The sequence below is a fragment of the Roseibium sp. QJM3NY_11 genome, assembly GCF_056173175.1.
On sequence record NZ_CM149660.1, the window covers coordinates 985,942 to 1,001,316 of the forward strand.

The 15,375-nt window shown below is 62.4% G+C and carries 16 protein-coding genes; 10 read left to right on the top strand and 6 right to left on the bottom strand.

Features of this window, described 5'->3' with window-relative positions:
• Positions 1 to 25: 25 nt before the first annotated feature.
• The 6 genes from AC0VX3_RS04540 (at position 26) to AC0VX3_RS04565 (ending at position 6,017) form a co-directional block, all read left to right on the top strand.
• Positions 26 to 718: a GntR family transcriptional regulator gene (locus tag AC0VX3_RS04540; RefSeq protein ID WP_475523726.1), complete on the top strand. Its 693-nt coding sequence runs from the start codon at positions 26 to 28 to the stop codon at positions 716 to 718.
• A 174-nt stretch (positions 719 to 892) separates the two neighbouring features.
• Positions 893 to 2,197, top strand: a complete 1,305-nt coding sequence (locus tag AC0VX3_RS04545) for an MATE family efflux transporter (RefSeq protein ID WP_475523727.1) — start codon at positions 893 to 895, stop codon at positions 2,195 to 2,197.
• Between the two features lie 269 nt (positions 2,198 to 2,466).
• Positions 2,467 to 3,504, top strand: a complete 1,038-nt coding sequence (dctP, locus tag AC0VX3_RS04550) for a TRAP transporter substrate-binding protein DctP (protein WP_342895608.1) — start codon at positions 2,467 to 2,469, stop codon at positions 3,502 to 3,504.
• Positions 3,505 to 3,567: 63 nt separating this feature from the next.
• On the top strand, positions 3,568 to 4,203 hold the full coding sequence (locus AC0VX3_RS04555; RefSeq protein WP_475523728.1) for a TRAP transporter small permease subunit: 636 nt from the start codon (positions 3,568 to 3,570) through the stop codon (positions 4,201 to 4,203).
• Positions 4,197 to 5,519, top strand: coding sequence for a TRAP transporter large permease (locus tag AC0VX3_RS04560; RefSeq protein ID WP_342895606.1), 1,323 nt, complete (start codon positions 4,197 to 4,199; stop codon positions 5,517 to 5,519). The genes AC0VX3_RS04555 and AC0VX3_RS04560 overlap by 7 nt, the downstream gene beginning before the upstream one ends.
• 12 nt (positions 5,520 to 5,531) lie before the next feature.
• Positions 5,532 to 6,017: a GlcG/HbpS family heme-binding protein gene (locus AC0VX3_RS04565; protein WP_475523729.1), complete on the top strand. Its 486-nt coding sequence runs from the start codon at positions 5,532 to 5,534 to the stop codon at positions 6,015 to 6,017.
• Between the two features lie 151 nt (positions 6,018 to 6,168).
• On the opposite strand, the gene AC0VX3_RS04570 is transcribed toward AC0VX3_RS04565, so the two are convergent.
• The 4 genes from AC0VX3_RS04570 to AC0VX3_RS04585 are packed head-to-tail and all read right to left on the bottom strand — an operon-like array spanning position 6,169 to position 10,385.
• Positions 6,169 to 7,443 carry a TRAP transporter large permease gene (locus AC0VX3_RS04570; RefSeq protein WP_475523730.1) on the bottom strand — a complete coding sequence of 425 codons (1,275 nt, stop codon included), beginning with the start codon at positions 7,441 to 7,443 and terminating at the stop codon, positions 6,169 to 6,171.
• 9 nt (positions 7,444 to 7,452) lie between these two features.
• Positions 7,453 to 7,962 carry a TRAP transporter small permease gene (locus tag AC0VX3_RS04575; protein WP_475523731.1) on the bottom strand — a complete coding sequence of 170 codons (510 nt, stop codon included), beginning with the start codon at positions 7,960 to 7,962 and terminating at the stop codon, positions 7,453 to 7,455.
• 22 nt (positions 7,963 to 7,984) lie between these two features.
• A complete protein-coding gene (locus AC0VX3_RS04580; protein WP_475523732.1) occupies positions 7,985 to 8,977 on the bottom strand; it encodes a TRAP transporter substrate-binding protein in 993 nt (330 codons plus the stop codon).
• Positions 8,978 to 9,011: 34 nt separating this feature from the next.
• On the bottom strand, positions 9,012 to 10,385 hold the full coding sequence (locus AC0VX3_RS04585; protein ID WP_475523733.1) for an amidase: 1,374 nt from the start codon (positions 10,383 to 10,385) through the stop codon (positions 9,012 to 9,014).
• Between the two features lie 285 nt (positions 10,386 to 10,670).
• Between AC0VX3_RS04585 and AC0VX3_RS04590 the strand changes: the two genes are divergently transcribed.
• A complete protein-coding gene (locus tag AC0VX3_RS04590) occupies positions 10,671 to 11,156 on the top strand; it encodes a RidA family protein (protein ID WP_348152726.1) in 486 nt (161 codons plus the stop codon).
• Here AC0VX3_RS04590 and AC0VX3_RS04595 read toward each other — a convergent pair.
• Positions 11,147 to 12,091 carry a LysR family transcriptional regulator gene (locus AC0VX3_RS04595; RefSeq protein WP_475523734.1) on the bottom strand — a complete coding sequence of 315 codons (945 nt, stop codon included), beginning with the start codon at positions 12,089 to 12,091 and terminating at the stop codon, positions 11,147 to 11,149. The genes AC0VX3_RS04590 and AC0VX3_RS04595 overlap by 10 nt on opposite strands.
• A gap of 228 nt (positions 12,092 to 12,319) precedes the next feature.
• Positions 12,320 to 13,123 (bottom strand): IclR family transcriptional regulator, encoded by an 804-nt coding sequence (locus AC0VX3_RS04600; protein ID WP_475523735.1) that lies wholly within the window; start codon positions 13,121 to 13,123, stop codon positions 12,320 to 12,322.
• 207 nt (positions 13,124 to 13,330) lie between these two features.
• Here AC0VX3_RS04600 and AC0VX3_RS04605 point away from each other — a divergent pair, with 207 nt between their 5' ends.
• Genes AC0VX3_RS04605 through AC0VX3_RS04615 form a run of 3 tightly spaced genes read left to right on the top strand, consistent with a single transcriptional unit; the run spans position 13,331 to position 15,375 of the window.
• Positions 13,331 to 14,167 carry a cyclase family protein gene (locus tag AC0VX3_RS04605; protein WP_342895597.1) on the top strand — a complete coding sequence of 279 codons (837 nt, stop codon included), beginning with the start codon at positions 13,331 to 13,333 and terminating at the stop codon, positions 14,165 to 14,167.
• A 60-nt stretch (positions 14,168 to 14,227) separates the two neighbouring features.
• The gene (locus AC0VX3_RS04610) at positions 14,228 to 14,578 is read left to right on the top strand and encodes a cupin domain-containing protein (RefSeq protein WP_342895596.1); all 351 of its coding nucleotides are present in this window, start codon (positions 14,228 to 14,230) and stop codon (positions 14,576 to 14,578) included.
• Entirely contained in the window at positions 14,575 to 15,375 is an 801-nt protein-coding gene (locus tag AC0VX3_RS04615) for an SDR family NAD(P)-dependent oxidoreductase (protein ID WP_475523736.1), read from the top strand. Before AC0VX3_RS04610 ends, AC0VX3_RS04615 begins: the two co-directional genes overlap by 4 nt.

The window sequence follows — 15,375 nt, forward strand, 5'->3', positions numbered from 1 at the left end:
GTCGGGCCACTCTGGAGGAAACAAGATGGTGCACCTCAAGCAGGCAGGCGACAGACGCCCGCTGGTCGACGAGATATATGACTATCTCCACGAAGAGATCGCCAGCATGCGCCTCAAACCGGGCGACCGGATTTCCGAAGCGGATATCGCGGCGCGGTTCGGCGTGTCGCGGCAGCCGGTTCGGGACGCTTTCAGCCGCCTGGAAAACCAGGACCTGCTGCTGATCCGCCCGCAAAGGGCGACGGAGGTCAAACGCTTTTCGGCCCGCGAGATCGAAAAGTCCCGTTTTGTGCGGGCTGCGGTCGAAGCGGAAGTGCTCCGGCGGGCCGCCGCCAAATGCGACCGTGTCGGTGCCGCTATGCTGGAAGACTGTCTCGACCGGCAACGGCAGGCGATCGCGGACAACGACTATGAGGCCTTCGGAGCGCTCGACTACGCGTTTCACCGGACCCTGTGCCAGATTGCGCGACTGGACTTTGCCTTCGAGGTCATTTCGGCGGAAAAGGCCAAGGTCGACCGTCTGTGCATTCTCGGTCTGTCAAAAGAAGACCGGATGCCGCAACTGGTTGCCGATCACGAGGAAATCGTCGCCTGCGTGACAGACGGGGACGCCGAGCGGGCAGTCGTGGCGGGCATGCGCCATCTGTCCCGTCTGGACGCCACCATCGAATCCATCACTGCCACCAATGAAAGCTTTTTCGAGGAGAGCCCGGGCTGAAGTCCAGGATCAGCCCGACCGGACCGCGGCCGGTAGCCCCTTGCGGTTCCAACGTCATTTTCCTCGCCTTCAAGGCCCTGCAAACTGCCCAAAGCCCGCATAGACCCCCGCCAGACAAGGCCCCGCGCACCCGGCCGTTCCGGCGGCCTGCCGTCCAACGGTACCGTTTTCCAGGTGGCCTGGCCGCTCACTCTCAAGACGATCATGCTGCACGGCATCGTCGTGATCGATGCCATCCTGGTTTCGTCGTTGGGCGAAACGGCGGTTGCCGCCATGGGCATCGCATCGGTGTTCGGCGGATTGCTGCTGGGTATCCTCGGCGCCTTCTCGAACGGAACGCAGATAAGGCTGGCGCAGGCCTTCGGTGCCGCGGACCCGGCCGCGCTCCGCACCGGTTTCCTGTGCGGTCTCCTGATCAACGGCTGTATCGCACTGGCCGGTATCGGTGCGGCTTTCCTGGCCGGCGAACTGATCGTCGACAGGGTTGCGCATTCAGCGTGGATCGGCACCGAAGCGAAAAACTATCTGAGTGTCCTGCTGCTCGTGTTCCTGGTGGAGGCCGTGGCGCTGAACCTGTCCAGCCTCTTCAATGCCCGCGGTGAAACGCGGGTCCCTTTCCTGAGTTATCTGGTGTCCCTGCCGGTCAATGTCGGGGTGAGCTATATCCTGATACACGGTCATTTCGGCGCGCCCGAAATGGGCGTGACCGGTGCCGCATGGGGAACGGTTGTCGGCGCGGTCCTGAGGCTTTCGGTCCTGGTCCGGGAAGCCCGGCGCTCCGGTATTCTCAAGGCCGGCCAGGAGACGCGGCAGCGGAACGCCTTTGCAGCGGCGCTCCGCCGCCATTTCCTGTTCACATTGCCGATTGCCGCGACATTCGCGAGCGCATCGCTGGCCAACGCCGTGGCGACCCTGATCTACGCAGCCCTCAGCGTGAGCGAATTCGCGGCGCTGACGCTGATGATGCCGTGGATCATGGTGGTTGGTGCCATTGCCATGTGCTGGGCCCAGGCAACCGGGATCCTTGTCGCCCAGCTGATAGGAGAAAGGCGCAGCGGCAGTGACCTGGATGCATTTCTGGGGGCGGCGTGGCGCGCGGCCTTCGGGGCCGCAGTGCTGGTCTCGCTGGTCTATCTGGCAGTCTGTCTTTTGTCCGGCCGGATCTATCCCGGTCTCAACGAGGATACCCGCGCCGCGCTCCTGGGCTTTTTGCCGGTTCTCCTGCTTCTGCCGTTTCCCAAGGTGTCCAACGCCATGTGCGGCAACACGCTCAGGGCGGGTGGGGAGACGGTCTATGTCATGCACATCTTCATCTGGTCGCAATGGGCATTTCGTCTTCCGGCAACCGCATTGCTGGTGCTTGTTTTCGACGCGCCGGTCATCTGGATTTTCTCGTTGCTGCTGTTCGAGGAGCTGGTGAAGCTTCTTCCGTTTCACCTGCGGCTCCTGTCGGGAAAATGGAAGGCCGGCAGGCTCTGAAGCCAGCCGCAATCACATCCTGGTCGATGACGCAGTCCCGTGCCTCATGGTGGTGCCCCGGTACACGAGGGCAGTCGGCACGGTGCCGGCTGCCTTTACTGCCATCCGTATTTTTCTCTTTTTCTGCCGATAAAGTTATTGTATATCAAATAATATCGATTTTTTTGAAAGCAATTTCGTGAGCCGGAAAAGCGGATCGATCCAAGACGAACGGCTCACGAGCGTCCCGGCGGCTTGCGCCGTCTTGCAGTAATCGGGGAGGAGACCCAATGAAACAGTTCCTTAAAACCCTCGCGGTCGCGTCCATTTCGGCGCTGACGCCTTTCGGGGCGGCCACCGCAGCGAATGTCGACGGGCCGTCGGTCTTCTGGAAAATCTCGATGTACGGCAACCCGCGGGCGCTTACCGCCGGGATGGAAGCCCTGGCGGAAAAGGTCGCTGAAGAAACCGGCGGCAAGTTTCAGATCCGGATTTTCTACGCGGAACAGCTCGGCCCGGCGCGCGAAAATCTTGACGGCCTCAAGCTGAACGCCTTCGAGGGCGCCGGCATCTGCAATTTCTACCATCCCGGCAAGAACCCGGCATGGATGGTGTTTTCCCTGCCCTTCCTTCCGATCGGCGATCCGCAGGTGGGGCGGACCGCGCGCATGCGCATGTTCGAACACCCGGCGATCGTTGCCGACATGGCCAAGTGGAACGCCATTCCCTACGTTTCGGGCCTGCTGCAGCAGTTCGAACTGATGGGCAAGGGGACACCACCCGAGAAACTCGAGGACTGGAAAGGCTTGCAGGTGCGCGCGGGCGGCGGCCTGGGCGATGCCATGGAGGCGCTCGGGGCGACCAAGCAGACCCTGTCGGCCTCCGAGACGCTCACGGCCTTCCAGAATGGCACGGTCGACGCGGCGGCCTTTCCGTTCACCTATGCCCACGTTGCCTTCAAGATCAACGAGGAAGCCGACTGGTACACCTCGAACCTGGCGCCGGGAACGTCGGAATGCGGCTGGGTCCTGAACAAGACCGCCTTCGAGGCGCTGCCGGAAAATTACCAGGCGCTGATCATGGACAACCGGGATCTCGTGCTCGATGCCCAGCAGGCGGCCTATGACGCCCAGGACGAAGTCAACCTGCAGCTCTTCGAAAAGACCCTGCACAAGATCGCCTACAGCGAAGAGGAACTGACCCGGTTCCGCGAAATCGCCGGCCGGCCGGTCTGGACCAAATGGGTGGCCGACAATCAGGACAGCTTCGATGCGCAGGCGGTTCTGGACGCCTTCCTTGGCTACGCCGAGGAAGCGCGCAAGCAGTAACCCCCTTCCGGGTGGTGCCGCGGTTCTGCCGCGGTGCCGATTTCCCGTTCAGGAACAGAACCCATGTTTGATACCCATCCGGCTGCCGGCGGCTCCAGCCTCGTTGCCCGTGCCGACCGGCGGCTGTCGCCGGTGGAAGACGCAACGAATTTCGTGGCGGCGATCTTCATCTTTCTGCTCATGTGCCTGGGGATCGCCCAGATCGTGCTGCGCACGGTGTTCGACACGCCGTTGTCCGGCTATGTCGACCTGGTCGAGCTGTCCATGGCCGGGATGGCCTTTCTCGGGGCCGCCTACACCCAGCGCATGGGCGCCCATATCCGCATGGAACTGCTGCTGTCTCATCTGCGCGGACGCGGTCTTTGGGCGGCCGAGATCGTCGGCGCGCTCGTCGGCATGGGCATCATCGCGGTGCTGATCTGGTACAGCGGCGCGCATTTCTGGCGGTCGTTTCAGCTCGGCGACACCACAATCGATGCGGAGTTTCCGGTGTGGCCGTCCAAGCTGGTGGTTCCGGTGGCGTTTTCCCTGTGGTTCCTGCGGCTGTCCGTCCAGCTGGCCGGATCGGTGCGCATGTTCATCGATCCGTCCCGCGCGCCCGAAGGCGTGACATTGATGAAGAACGCGGCCCAGGTCGCCCAGGAAGAAGCAGAAGAGGCGCTCGCGGCCTCCCAGGACGGAAAGACTGACGGATGCTGATCGGACTTGGATTTGAATACCCGCTGCTGGTCGGCCTGATCGGCATCGGACTGCTGGTCCTTCTCGTCATGCTCGGCGTGCGTGTCGTGTTCGCGGCAGCGACCATCGGCCTTCTGGGGCTGGTCGAACTGATCGGCTGGGGCCCTGCCGCCGGCATCGTCGGCATCGTGCCGCATGCCAAGTCGACGATCTATGCCCTGAGTGTCCTGCCGATGTTCATCTTCATCGGCTTTGTCGCCTTTCATGCGGGCATGACGACGCAACTGTTCAATGCCGCCAGCAAGTGGCTTGGCTGGCTGCCGGGTGGCATGGCCGTCGCGACCGTGTTCGCAACGGCCGGGTTCGCTGCCGTTTCGGGCGCCTCGACAGCGACATCCGCCGTGTTTGCCCGCGTCGCCATTCCGGAAATGCTGCGCTACGGTTACGACCGGCGGCTGGCGGCGGGCGTGGTTGCGGCGGGAGGCACCCTGGCAACCCTGATCCCGCCGTCTGCGATCCTCGTCATCTACGCGATCATCGTCGAGGAGTCGGTCGGCCGCCTGCTGCTGGCGGGCTTCCTGCCCGGCCTGGTCTCGGCGCTGATCTACGGCGGCATCATCATCGGCTGGGCGAAGGTCCGTCCCGAGGCGGCGCCGTCGGTGGGCGGCGCAACCTGGGGGGAAAGGTTCACGTCGCTGCCGCCGTTGCTGCCGATCGTGGCCGTGGTCTTCATCATCATTTCCGCAATCTATCAGGGGTGGGCGACCCCGACGGAGGCCGGCGCGCTGGGCGCGGGCATCGTCTTCGCGGTGGCCCTGTTCCGCGGCACCGGGCTGCGTCCGATCACGGCCAGCCTGATGGAAACGGCCAAACTCACCGTCATGATCTTCTCGCTGATCTGGGGTGTGACGATCTTCGTGCGGTTTCTCGGCTTTTCCGGGGTCGCGGAAGCGTTCACCGCCTGGGTCGTCTCGCTCGATGCCTCGCCCATGACGATCATGATCTGCATCCTGCTGGCCTATGCGGTCCTCGGCATGTTCATGGATGCCATCGGAATGCTGCTGCTGACGCTTCCCGTGGTCTATCCGGCGGTGATCGCGCTGGGCTTCGATTCCATCTGGTTCGGCATCATCGTCGTCAAGATGGCGGAAATCTGCCTCGTCACTCCGCCCATCGGCCTGAATTGTTTCGTGGTCAGCGCGGTGCGACCCGACATTCCGCTCCCGGATGTGTTCCGGGGCATCATGCTGTTTTTCATCGCGGACGTGATAACCATCATCGTTCTGCTGATTTTTCCCGAGATCGTCACCTGGCTGCCCGATCTGATGCGTAACTGAGGACCTGGAACAATGCGCCTGGCATCAAGCCTTGCACTCGCCACTGCCGAGACCATCGCCGAAACCGTTCTGGCCATCGGCCGCCGTGAACAGATGAAGCCGCTGACCGTGGCCGTGCTGGACTCCGGAGGACGGCTGGTGACGATGAAATCGGAGGACGGCAGCGGTCTGCTGCGCTTCGACATCGCCTACGGCAAGGCCTGGGGTGCCCTTGGCATGGGCTTGCCGTCGCGCACGATCCGCGACTACCTGTCCGCGCGGCCAACCTTCCAGACGGCCTTGTCCGTGGCCGCCGAAGGCCGCTTCATACCGGTACCGGGCGGTGTCCTGATCGAGGATGACACCGGCAGCACGATCGGTGCGGTCGGTGTCAGCGGTGACACCTCGGAAAAGGACGAATACTGCGCCATCCACGCCGTCAGGAAGGCAGGTCTTGCGCCGCTGCCTGCCGAGCACGATCCGAACTGGCAGGCCTCCTCGCTGTCGGACAAACACTGACGCTCACGTGCCCCGGTTCCGGTGCGAGCCAAACTGAGTGGGAACGGCTCTAGAGCAAATCGCACTTAATCGGAATCGCTTTTCACTTTCTGGAACCAGGCATTCCAACGCAAAAAGCGATGCTGATTTTTCCGTTTAAATGCAACACGCTCTAGAACAGCGTTTCCGGCAACAGCATGCTGATCGCCGGGATGTAGGAGAGCAGGATCAGGGCAACCAGCATCAGCAGGATGGTCGGCAGGGTTGCAAGGAACACCTCGCCCAGCTTCATTCCCGAGACGCCCATGGCGACGAACAGATTCAGGCCGACCGGCGGCGTCAGCATGCCAACCGACAGGTTCACCAGCATGATCACGCCGAAATGGATCGGATCGACACCGATCTGCTGGGCGATCGGCATCATCAGGGGCGCCAGGATGATGATCGCGGAGGCGCTGTCGAGAAAGCAGCCTGCGATCAGGAGGAGCACGTTGAAGAAGGCGATGATCAGGAAGGGGTTGCTGACATCGCCGAGGATGTAGGCGGCAAGCTGGGCGGGCGTGCCCGTGCTGGCCAGGACCCACGAGAATGCCGACGCGCCGGCCGTGATCAAGAGAAGCGGACCGGAGATCAGGCCCGTGTTGCGCAGGACCATCAGCGTGTCCCTCACGGAAATGCTGCGATAGATGACCGCGCCGACAAACCAGCCGTAAAGGCAGGCTGCGGCGGCGGATTCCGTCGGTGTGAACACACCGGAATAGATCCCGCCAAGGAGAATCAGCGGCAGGCCGAGACCCCAGGCGGAGTTCTTCAGCGCCGCGAGAATCCCCTTTAAAGTCGGCATTGCATCGCGCGGATATCCCTTCCGGGCGGAGTACCAGGTCGCGAAGGCGATGAGGATGCCACCGATCATAATCGCGGGCAGCAGGCCAGCGGCAAACAGCTTGCCCACCGAGGTGCCGGTGACCGAGCCGTAGATGATCAGGGCGATCGACGGCGGCACGATGGGGCCGAGTGTGCCGGCTGTGGTGATCAGGCCGATGGAGAAGAACTTGTCGTAACCGGCCTTCACCATGGCCGGGTACAGGATCGACCCGATCGCGATCACCGTTGCCGGGCTCGATCCCGAGATCGATCCGAACATCAGGCAGGCCACGACCGCTGCCGCCGCGAGACCGCCGGGAAGCCAGCCGATGATCGCCCGCGCCAGGTTGATCAGACGGTCCGACAGCCCGCCGATCCGCATCAGCTCGGCCGCGAGAATGAAGAACGGGATCGACATGAGGGAGAAATTGTTGATGCCGGAAAACATGCGCATGGGCACGAGGACCGGATCAATTCCACCCCAGAAATAAAACACGGCCGCAACCGCGAGCGCGAGCGCGGCGAAGATCGGCAGGCCGAACAGGAGAAGGCCGAAGAATACGGGTACGAGAGCGCCAACCATGACCTGTCCTCAGCTCGTCTTGATGTCGACTTGGGGCGGGACGTAGCTCCGTCCGGCGAAAAGTTCCTGCAATACAAGCAGGTAGCGCAGCACCATGAAGGCACCCGAAACCGGGATCACGGTGTAGATGTAGCCCACGGGAATGCGCATTGCCGGGGACATCTGTCCCATCCGGGAGGTGTTCAGGGACAGTTTCGTCCCGTACCAGATCAGCACTCCGGCGAAGATCAGGCCGAGGCAGGCCGCCCCGATCTGGAGAAATTTGGCCATCCGGGGGCTTGCGATGGCATAGACCGCCTCGACGCTGATATGCGACGCGTAGCGCACACCCATCCCCATGGTCAGGAAGCTCATCGTTATGAGTGCATAGAGGATGAATTCCTCTGACCAGTAGAGCGAGTTGTTGAACACGTATCGGGCGATGACCTGAACGATTGCCACAAGGGTCGCCGACAGGATCAGCGATGTGACCAGCACGTTTTCGATCAGGTCGACGATGCGGTTGAGCCAGTTGATCATGTGCGCAGCCCCCGGAAGTCCGTTACTCGCCCTTGGCGGCCGCGAGTGCCTTGTCCATCAGAGCCGGCGTGACCTTTTCGCGGAACTCTTCATAGATCGGCTGCGAGGCTTCGATGAACGCGGCACGTCCCTCGGCGGGCAGTTCCTGGATCTCGATCTGGCCCTTGATGCCTTCGATGATCTTGGCTTCATCCTCTTCGGTGAACTGGCGTGCCGCGTCCCGGCCAACGATCATGGCCTCTTCGATGACGGTTTTCAGATCGTCCGGCAGGCTGGCCCAGGCAGCGTTGTTCATCACCGCCGCGTAGGTGTGATAGGCGTGGCGGGAGAGCGTCATGTATTTCTGGACTTCGTAGAATTTCATCGACGCGATGTTGGCCAGCGGATTTTCCTGACCTTCGACCACACCCTGCTGCAGGCCGTTGTAAACCTCGACATAGGCCATGGCCGTCGGGTTGGCGCCATAGGCGCGGTAGGTTGCGAGAATGGTGGGAGCCTGCAAGGTCCGCATCTTGATGCCTTCAAGATCGCCCGGACCGTTGATGGGCCTGATGTTGTTGGTCATGTTGCGGAAGCCGGCGCCCCACATCGCGATGCCGTGCAGGTTGTTGGCCTCGAGTGTCCCCAGCAGTTCGGTGCCGACTTCGCCGTCGAGAACGCGTTTCATCGATGCATCGTCATTCATCAGGAACGGCAGATCGAACAGATACATCTGCTCGTTGAAGTTGGCGAGATTGCCGGTCGGCGGGATGGCGATGTGGACCATGCCCATCTGTGTCTGTTCGATGATTTCGACATCGCCGCCCAACTGGGCTGCCGGCCGGATATTGATTTCGATGCGCCCGTCCGAGTTCTTCTCGACTTCTTCCTTGAACACGACCGCGGCACGGGCGTTGGGCGTGTCTTCCGTCAGCACGTGGGCGAAGGTGAAGTTGAAGTCGGCCGCATGGGCTTGACTGGCGAGCGTGGTTCCGAGTGCAAGGATCATAGCCTTGCCGAGTGTCTGCAGTTTCATGACGTCCCTCTGGTTTGGTTGGTTTTATCGGAGATCAAAGTGGTGGCAGGCCCAGAAGGTCCGGTCCCTGACCAAGGATGTTTTCGACCGCCAGCCCCACAGCCAGCAGCCGTTCTTCCTGACCCGGTCCCGCGATGATCTGCAGGCCGGAAGGAATTCCATTCGCGTCGAGTCCCGTCGGCAGGGTTAAGGCGCACCAGCCGAGCAGGTTGACGATGGCCGTGTTCCGCAATGCCAGCATGTTGGCGGCGCGATAGGTCTCGGGATCGGCCAGATCCGCGACGACCGGTGCGCTGACCGGAACCGTGGGCGTGACCAGGAAATCGACGGTGTCGAAGACCCGGCGTGCGGTTTGGCCGCTTTCGGCGAGCACGGCGCGGCGGCGCAGGTATTCCGTGGCACCGATCTCATCGGCCGCCTGAACCCTTGCCATCACCGCCGGATCCAGCCGTTCGATGCGTTCGGGGAAGTTGCGGTCGAGGAAAGCGCGCAGCTCCGGCGCAGCCAGTCCACCGGCGCGGAAGACCTCGAGGAGCGCGGCCGCGCAGGGCAGCTCGACATCGTTCAGCGTTGCCCCGGCGCCTTCCAGGGCACGCAGCGCCGAGCTGGTGTTCTGCGCGATGGAATCATCGATCCCGTCCCAGACAACATTCCGGACCACGCCGAGGCGCAGGCCCGTCTCCGCCGCCACGACAGGCCGGCCGCCGCCAGGGTCGAGTGCGGCGAAGGCAACGGCCAGATCGTCGATTGTGCGCGTCAGAAGTCCGGGCGTGTCCAGCGAAGGCGACAGTGGAATGATGCCGTCCAGCGACCAGCGGCCATGGGTGATCTTCAGGGCGGTCTGACCGGTGAAGGATGCAGGGATGCGGACGGATCCGGCCGTGTCGGTGCCCAGGGCGAGCAGGGCGGATCCCTGAACCAGGGAGACACCCGCGCCGGAACTGGATCCCCCCGGTGCGCGCGGCGCGTGGGGGCCGGACCAAGGGTTCAGGGGGGTGCCCGCATACGGGTTTGTTCCCAGGCCACCGAAGGCGAATTCAACAGTCTGGGTCTTGCCGGTCACGATCCCCAGCTGCGCCAGCAGGGCCGACACGACCGGCCCCGCCGTTTCCCAGTCCGGCGGGAAGGCGGTATCGGTTCCACCGAACACGGGAAGGCCTGGAACACCGTAGAGATCCTTGACCGAAACCGGCAGTCCCATCAACGGTCCAAGATCGCCCCCGGTCGCCAACAGCGTGTCCACCGCATCGGCCTGGGCAAGCGCACGGTCTCCAGCCCAGCTGCGGTAGGCATTCAGACGCGGCTCGGTCGCCGCATGGCGGTCCACGGCCGCCTCCATGAGTTCGCGGCAAGTGATGGCACCTTCGCGGAGGTCGTTTGCGAGTTGGGCGATCGATTTCACTGGCACCGGTCAGGTCCTCGTGGTTCAGGTGTTCTGCCTTCAGCATAGGCAAAAGCGGCGGCTGCGCTACTGTCTCGATTGAAGCCCCGTCAATCGGATTGGAAGCGCCGGTCATCTTGAAAATTCAATAATATGTTGTTTTAAAAGAATAAATTCTGACGTTATGGATCAGGCGAACCGTCAAGCGTTGCTCTTTCGGCAAACATGCGTTGCTTTCTGCGCACTCCCGTATCCGCAAAATTGTGCCTAATTTGCGAACTTCCACGAAGTTGCAAATAGGGAGAAAGAGCCTTGTCTCACGAGACTGAACGCCGCCTGACCGAACTGGGGATCACCCTGCCGAGACGGCCGAAACCGATCGGCAACTACGTTCCCGGCGTCGTTGTGGGGAACATGCTGTACACCTCCGGCACGCTGGGCACGCAGCCGGACGAGAATGACGAGGATGTGCTGCCCTATGTGGGCAAGGTCGGTTCCGACCTGTCGATCGAGGAAGGCTATGCGTCCGCGCGGCTCATGGCGATCAACCATCTGGCCATGATGAAAGCCGTGCTGGGGGATCTGGATCGGGTGAAACGGATCGTGAAGATGATCGGTTACGTTTCATGCGCACCCGATTTCACGGAGCCGCATCTGGTTCTGAACGGTGCTTCGGACCTGTTCGTGGCGCTCTGGGGCGAGGACAACGGCAAACATGCGCGCGCGGCCCTGACCCAGCATGTGCTCGGGCTCGACGCGCCGGTGGAAGCGGACATCACGATCGAACTTCACGCCTGAATCGCCCGGAGCCGCGCCAGCATTGCGGCATCGGATTTCTCATGGCCCGGAAAGGCCATCGACAAGGCCTCTATGAACGCCTGGCTGGCCGGAGACCGCCGCTGATCGCGCCGCACGATGGCGTAGATGAAGCGGTGGTCGAATTCACTGCAATGCAGATTGAGCGGCACCAGTGCGCCGGCCTCGACCTCCCGCAAAGCGGCCTGCAGCGGCACAAACACGATCGCATTGTTGAAAATCGCGTGGCGGATCAGGAAGTGCAACTGGTCCGCCACAAGGATCGCGTTCGGGGTCGCCCGAATCTTCCGGTAGGCGCGAAAAATCAGATGATGGATGCCGAAACTGTCATCCGGCACGACGCAGGGCATGGACACGATGTCCGCCAGTTCCAGCTGCCTGCCGTCGGCCAGTTCATGGGAAGGCGGCGCCAGAGCGAGCAGCGGCTGGCGCCATTGGCCGGCGATTTCGATGTTGGGATGGGTAAAGTGGTCATACACGAAACCGATCTGGCAGAGATGCTTTTCCAGCGCCTCGAGCACCCGTTCGCGGCCGCGGATGCGCACCCTGAATTCGACCGCCGGAAACCGCTTGTGGAAAGCGGTGATCTGTTCGGAAAGGAACGGGTCCGAGATGCCCTCGACCGTGGCGATGGACACACTGCCGGATTTCAGCTTCCGAAGATCGGATATCTCGTCCTTGATCTGATCCATCTGATCCAGGATCGTGGCGAAATTCTTCGCGATGACATGTCCCGCATCGGTGAGACGCACGCCATCGGCGCGCCGTTCGACGATCTGCTCCTCGAATTCCCGTTCAAGCTTCGCGATCTGGCGGCTGATTGCGGAAGGGGAGACATGCAGCCGGTCCGCCGCGAGCCTGATCGATCCCAGCCGGGCGACTTCGAGAAAATACCGGCAGGCCGTGCGGTTCAACATGGAAAATACTGCTCTTCTGTCAGGCCGTGGCCTCAGGGCGTCGTCGTGGATCCTAGAATATTTCGCGTTTGATTTGAAACAGTCGGCCTTGAATGCCCGCAGGCCCGGCCGGCTGGTCCGTCTGGATGAACCGCACTCCTCGTTCCGGGGGGGCGCGCGTGCCGGCAAGGATCCGGCGCCGGAGATGCGAGGCCCGAAATCCCGGCATGGCGGCACGCCCGCCCGGGGTCATCGGGACCTGAGATCGGGCCCGGTGCCGTGTTCCATCATGCCTTCGACATGCCTGGCGGTCAGCCTGAGTGTCGCCTCCACCTTGGGCCGAATTTCCCTGAAGCGGGTCGAGGGAACCGGAACGGAGATCGAGTGCAGGTCTCCGGACCAGTCGCGGAAGGCAAACCCGATGGCCGAGATGCCCCGGGTGTGCTCGTCGAGGTCGTACGCCAGGCCGGATTCCCTGATCCCTGCGAGGGTCTTCATGAACCCGGACAGATCACGCTCGATCCGCTGACGGTTCCATTCCGCGCAGGCCAGGTCCCTGGCCATGTCGTCGTCCAGCCGGGCAAGGCAGGACAGGCCATTGGCGGTGGTGGTCAGGGGAAAGGCGTCGCCGACCGAGGACACGGTCCGCAACCGGTGGGTGCCGGGCACCTGATCCAGAAAGATCATGGCCGGCCCGCGCAGAACGGACAGGTCGGCGGTTTCTCCCGTCGCCTGAGAGAGTTCCGTCAGATGAAGCCTGCAGCACTCGACGATGTTGTAGCGGGCGGCTTCGGCCAGGGCGCTCAGCTCCGGGCCGAGCCGGAGCCTGCCGCCATTGGCTCCGGAGATCACCAGCCGTTCTTTCTGCAGGGCGCCCACGATCCGTTGCACGGTCGACCGCGGCAGGCTGACCGCTTCCGCAATCTGGCCGAGGCTCATTCCCGACTGGTCCTCCTTCAGAGAGCGCAGGATTTTCGCTGCCCGTTCTATGACCTGAATGCCGTTGCGGCTCCTGTCAGGCTCGTTTTCCGGTGAGAATTCTTGGTCGCTCATGGTCTGCAATGCCGGTCTGTTTGCTGATTCTGGTGAAGAGGCTTGTCCCACCATACGGTACAAAAGACCTGAATCGCAAATAGTTATTGACTGCAATGCGGTGCATGCGTACCATCATGCGAAACAACGTCATTGATAATAATCATAAGAAACAATGTCATCAGCATCGCAACACCGCTTCGGCGGTGATCGGAGGAGTATTGCGAAATGGTCAAGATCCGCGGCATTGAATTTCAGGCCAACACCGACAACGACATGGGGCTGGAGTTCTACAATCTCTCGCACCGATACGGGTTCCAGTGTCCGAACTGGCCGTACTTCCAGGACGTTCAGATCGACCGGAAGCACTACATGGCGAAGTCCGGTGTCCTGTCGCAGACCATCACCACCACCATGCATGTGACCACGCATATCGATGCGCCGGCCCATGTGGTGCAGGGAACGCCGTTTATCGACGAAGTGCCGTTGCCGCATTTCTTCGGGTCCGGTCTTGTCGTCTCGATCCCGAAGAAGAAGTGGGAACAGATCACGGCGGACGATCTGGAAAAGGCCTGCGGCCATGCCATCCGCAAGAACGATGTACTGATCATCAACACCGGCTGGCACAAGCAGTATGAAGACGGCGATTATTTCGCCTATTGCCCGGGCCTGGTTCCCTCGGCTGCCGACTGGATGGTCGAAAAGGGCATCAAGGTCGTCGGTCATGACACCCAGGCCAACGACCACCCGCTGGCAACGGCAATCGGCCCGCAACGCAACGGTCCCATTCTTCCCCATCTGGAAGGGGAATATAAGGAATGGTCCGGCGGCCGTGACTGGAAAGACGACTTCCCCGAGTGGGAGCCGGTTCACCAGAGGCTGTTCAGCAACGGCATCCTCGGCATCGAGAATGTCGGCGGCGACCTGGACGCGGTCACGGGCAAGCGCTGCACCTTCGCCTTTTTCCCCTGGAACTGGGACCGTGGTGACGGCTGCATCATCCGTCTTGTCGCCATGATCGACAAGGGACAGCAATACCGGATCGAGCCCGGCGAAAATTTCTGAGCACGTCATAGCCGGCCGCTGCCGCGGCCGGTCCACATGCGGGAATCTGGGAGGAAGCCAATGCATGTAAAACGTTTTGAGGACGCCAAACCCTATGACGCGCCGAACCACCGCGAGATGGTCGGGCTGCGTCTCCAGGGGTTCGAGCCTGGCGGACCGGAAAATCAGTGGGTGGGACTCAGCCAGTTTCTGCCCGGCGGCGGTGCCGGCCCGGATTCGACACCCTTCGAGAAGGTCTATGTCGTGCTGGACGGCGAGATGACCGTCGAAACCGGGGGCCGGGAAACGGTCCTGAGAAAATACGACAGCTGCACGATCGCGCCCGACGAGGTGCGTACGATCGAAAACCGGACGAACCACATCTGTACCATGCTTGTGGTCCTGCCCTACCCGCCGGGAGCGAGCCGATGACGGACAACTGGACCAATCCCCTCGGTCTCTTCGATGTGTCGGGCAAGGTGGCCCTGGTCACCGGCGCTTCCGGGGCATTTGGAGCGGTTGCCGCCAAGGCGCTTGCCGGGGCGGGCTGCAAGCTGGTGCTTGCCGCGGGCAATGAAGCCGCGCTGACGTCGGTCACGGCCGAGTGCGAGGCCCTCGGCGCCGAAGTCGCGTCGATGGCCATACGCCCGTCCGACGAGGCGGCGTGCGGCCAACTGGTCGAGCGCGCGGTCGAGCGGTTCGGGTCGCTGGATGTTCTGGTCGTGGCGTCCGGCATGAACAAGGTCGCCAAGATCGAGGACCTGACCCCCGGCGATTTCGAAAACGTCATGAACGCCAATGTCACCCAGTCCTGGCTTCTGGCAAGGGCGGCCTCAGGGCAGATGAAGGCGCAGCCGGGCGGCGGCAAGATCGTGCTGGTCTCTTCCGCGCGGGGGCTGCTGGGTCATCCGGCTGGCTACACGGCCTATTGCGCCTCCAAGGCGGCGGTCGACGGCATCACCAAGGCGCTCGGCTGCGAACTCGGCGAGGACAACATCACGGTCAATGCGATCGCGCCGACCGTGTTCCGCTCGCCGCTGACCGCCTGGATGTTCGAGGACAACGACAAGGCCAAAGGCTTCCGGGACGGATTTCTCGCCCGCGTACCCAAAGGGCGCCTCGGCGAGCCGGAGGACCTGATCGGTCCCCTGCTGTTTCTGGCCTCCCGGGCTTCCGATTTCTACACCGGGCATATCCTTTATGCCGACGGCGGATACACGGCGGGCTAG

What these genes read in the sequence shown, in the direction of transcription:
- AC0VX3_RS04540 (WP_475523726.1), top strand. Translation starts at nt 26, where the DNA reads ATGGTGCACCTCAAGCAGGCAGGCGACAGACGCCCGCTGGTCGACGAG.
- dctP (WP_342895608.1), top strand. Translation starts at nt 2,467, where the DNA reads ATGAAACAGTTCCTTAAAACCCTCGCGGTCGCGTCCATTTCGGCGCTG.
- AC0VX3_RS04555 (WP_475523728.1), top strand. Translation starts at nt 3,568, where the DNA reads ATGTTTGATACCCATCCGGCTGCCGGCGGCTCCAGCCTCGTTGCCCGT.
- AC0VX3_RS04560 (WP_342895606.1), top strand. Translation starts at nt 4,197, where the DNA reads ATGCTGATCGGACTTGGATTTGAATACCCGCTGCTGGTCGGCCTGATC.
- AC0VX3_RS04565 (WP_475523729.1), top strand. Translation starts at nt 5,532, where the DNA reads ATGCGCCTGGCATCAAGCCTTGCACTCGCCACTGCCGAGACCATCGCC.
- AC0VX3_RS04570 (WP_475523730.1), bottom strand. Translation starts at nt 7,443, where the DNA reads ATGGTTGGCGCTCTCGTACCCGTATTCTTCGGCCTTCTCCTGTTCGGC.
- AC0VX3_RS04575 (WP_475523731.1), bottom strand. Translation starts at nt 7,962, where the DNA reads ATGATCAACTGGCTCAACCGCATCGTCGACCTGATCGAAAACGTGCTG.
- AC0VX3_RS04580 (WP_475523732.1), bottom strand. Translation starts at nt 8,977, where the DNA reads ATGAAACTGCAGACACTCGGCAAGGCTATGATCCTTGCACTCGGAACC.
- AC0VX3_RS04595 (WP_475523734.1), bottom strand. Translation starts at nt 12,091, where the DNA reads ATGTTGAACCGCACGGCCTGCCGGTATTTTCTCGAAGTCGCCCGGCTG.
- AC0VX3_RS04600 (WP_475523735.1), bottom strand. Translation starts at nt 13,123, where the DNA reads ATGAGCGACCAAGAATTCTCACCGGAAAACGAGCCTGACAGGAGCCGC.
- AC0VX3_RS04605 (WP_342895597.1), top strand. Translation starts at nt 13,331, where the DNA reads ATGGTCAAGATCCGCGGCATTGAATTTCAGGCCAACACCGACAACGAC.
- AC0VX3_RS04610 (WP_342895596.1), top strand. Translation starts at nt 14,228, where the DNA reads ATGCATGTAAAACGTTTTGAGGACGCCAAACCCTATGACGCGCCGAAC.
- AC0VX3_RS04615 (WP_475523736.1), top strand. Translation starts at nt 14,575, where the DNA reads ATGACGGACAACTGGACCAATCCCCTCGGTCTCTTCGATGTGTCGGGC.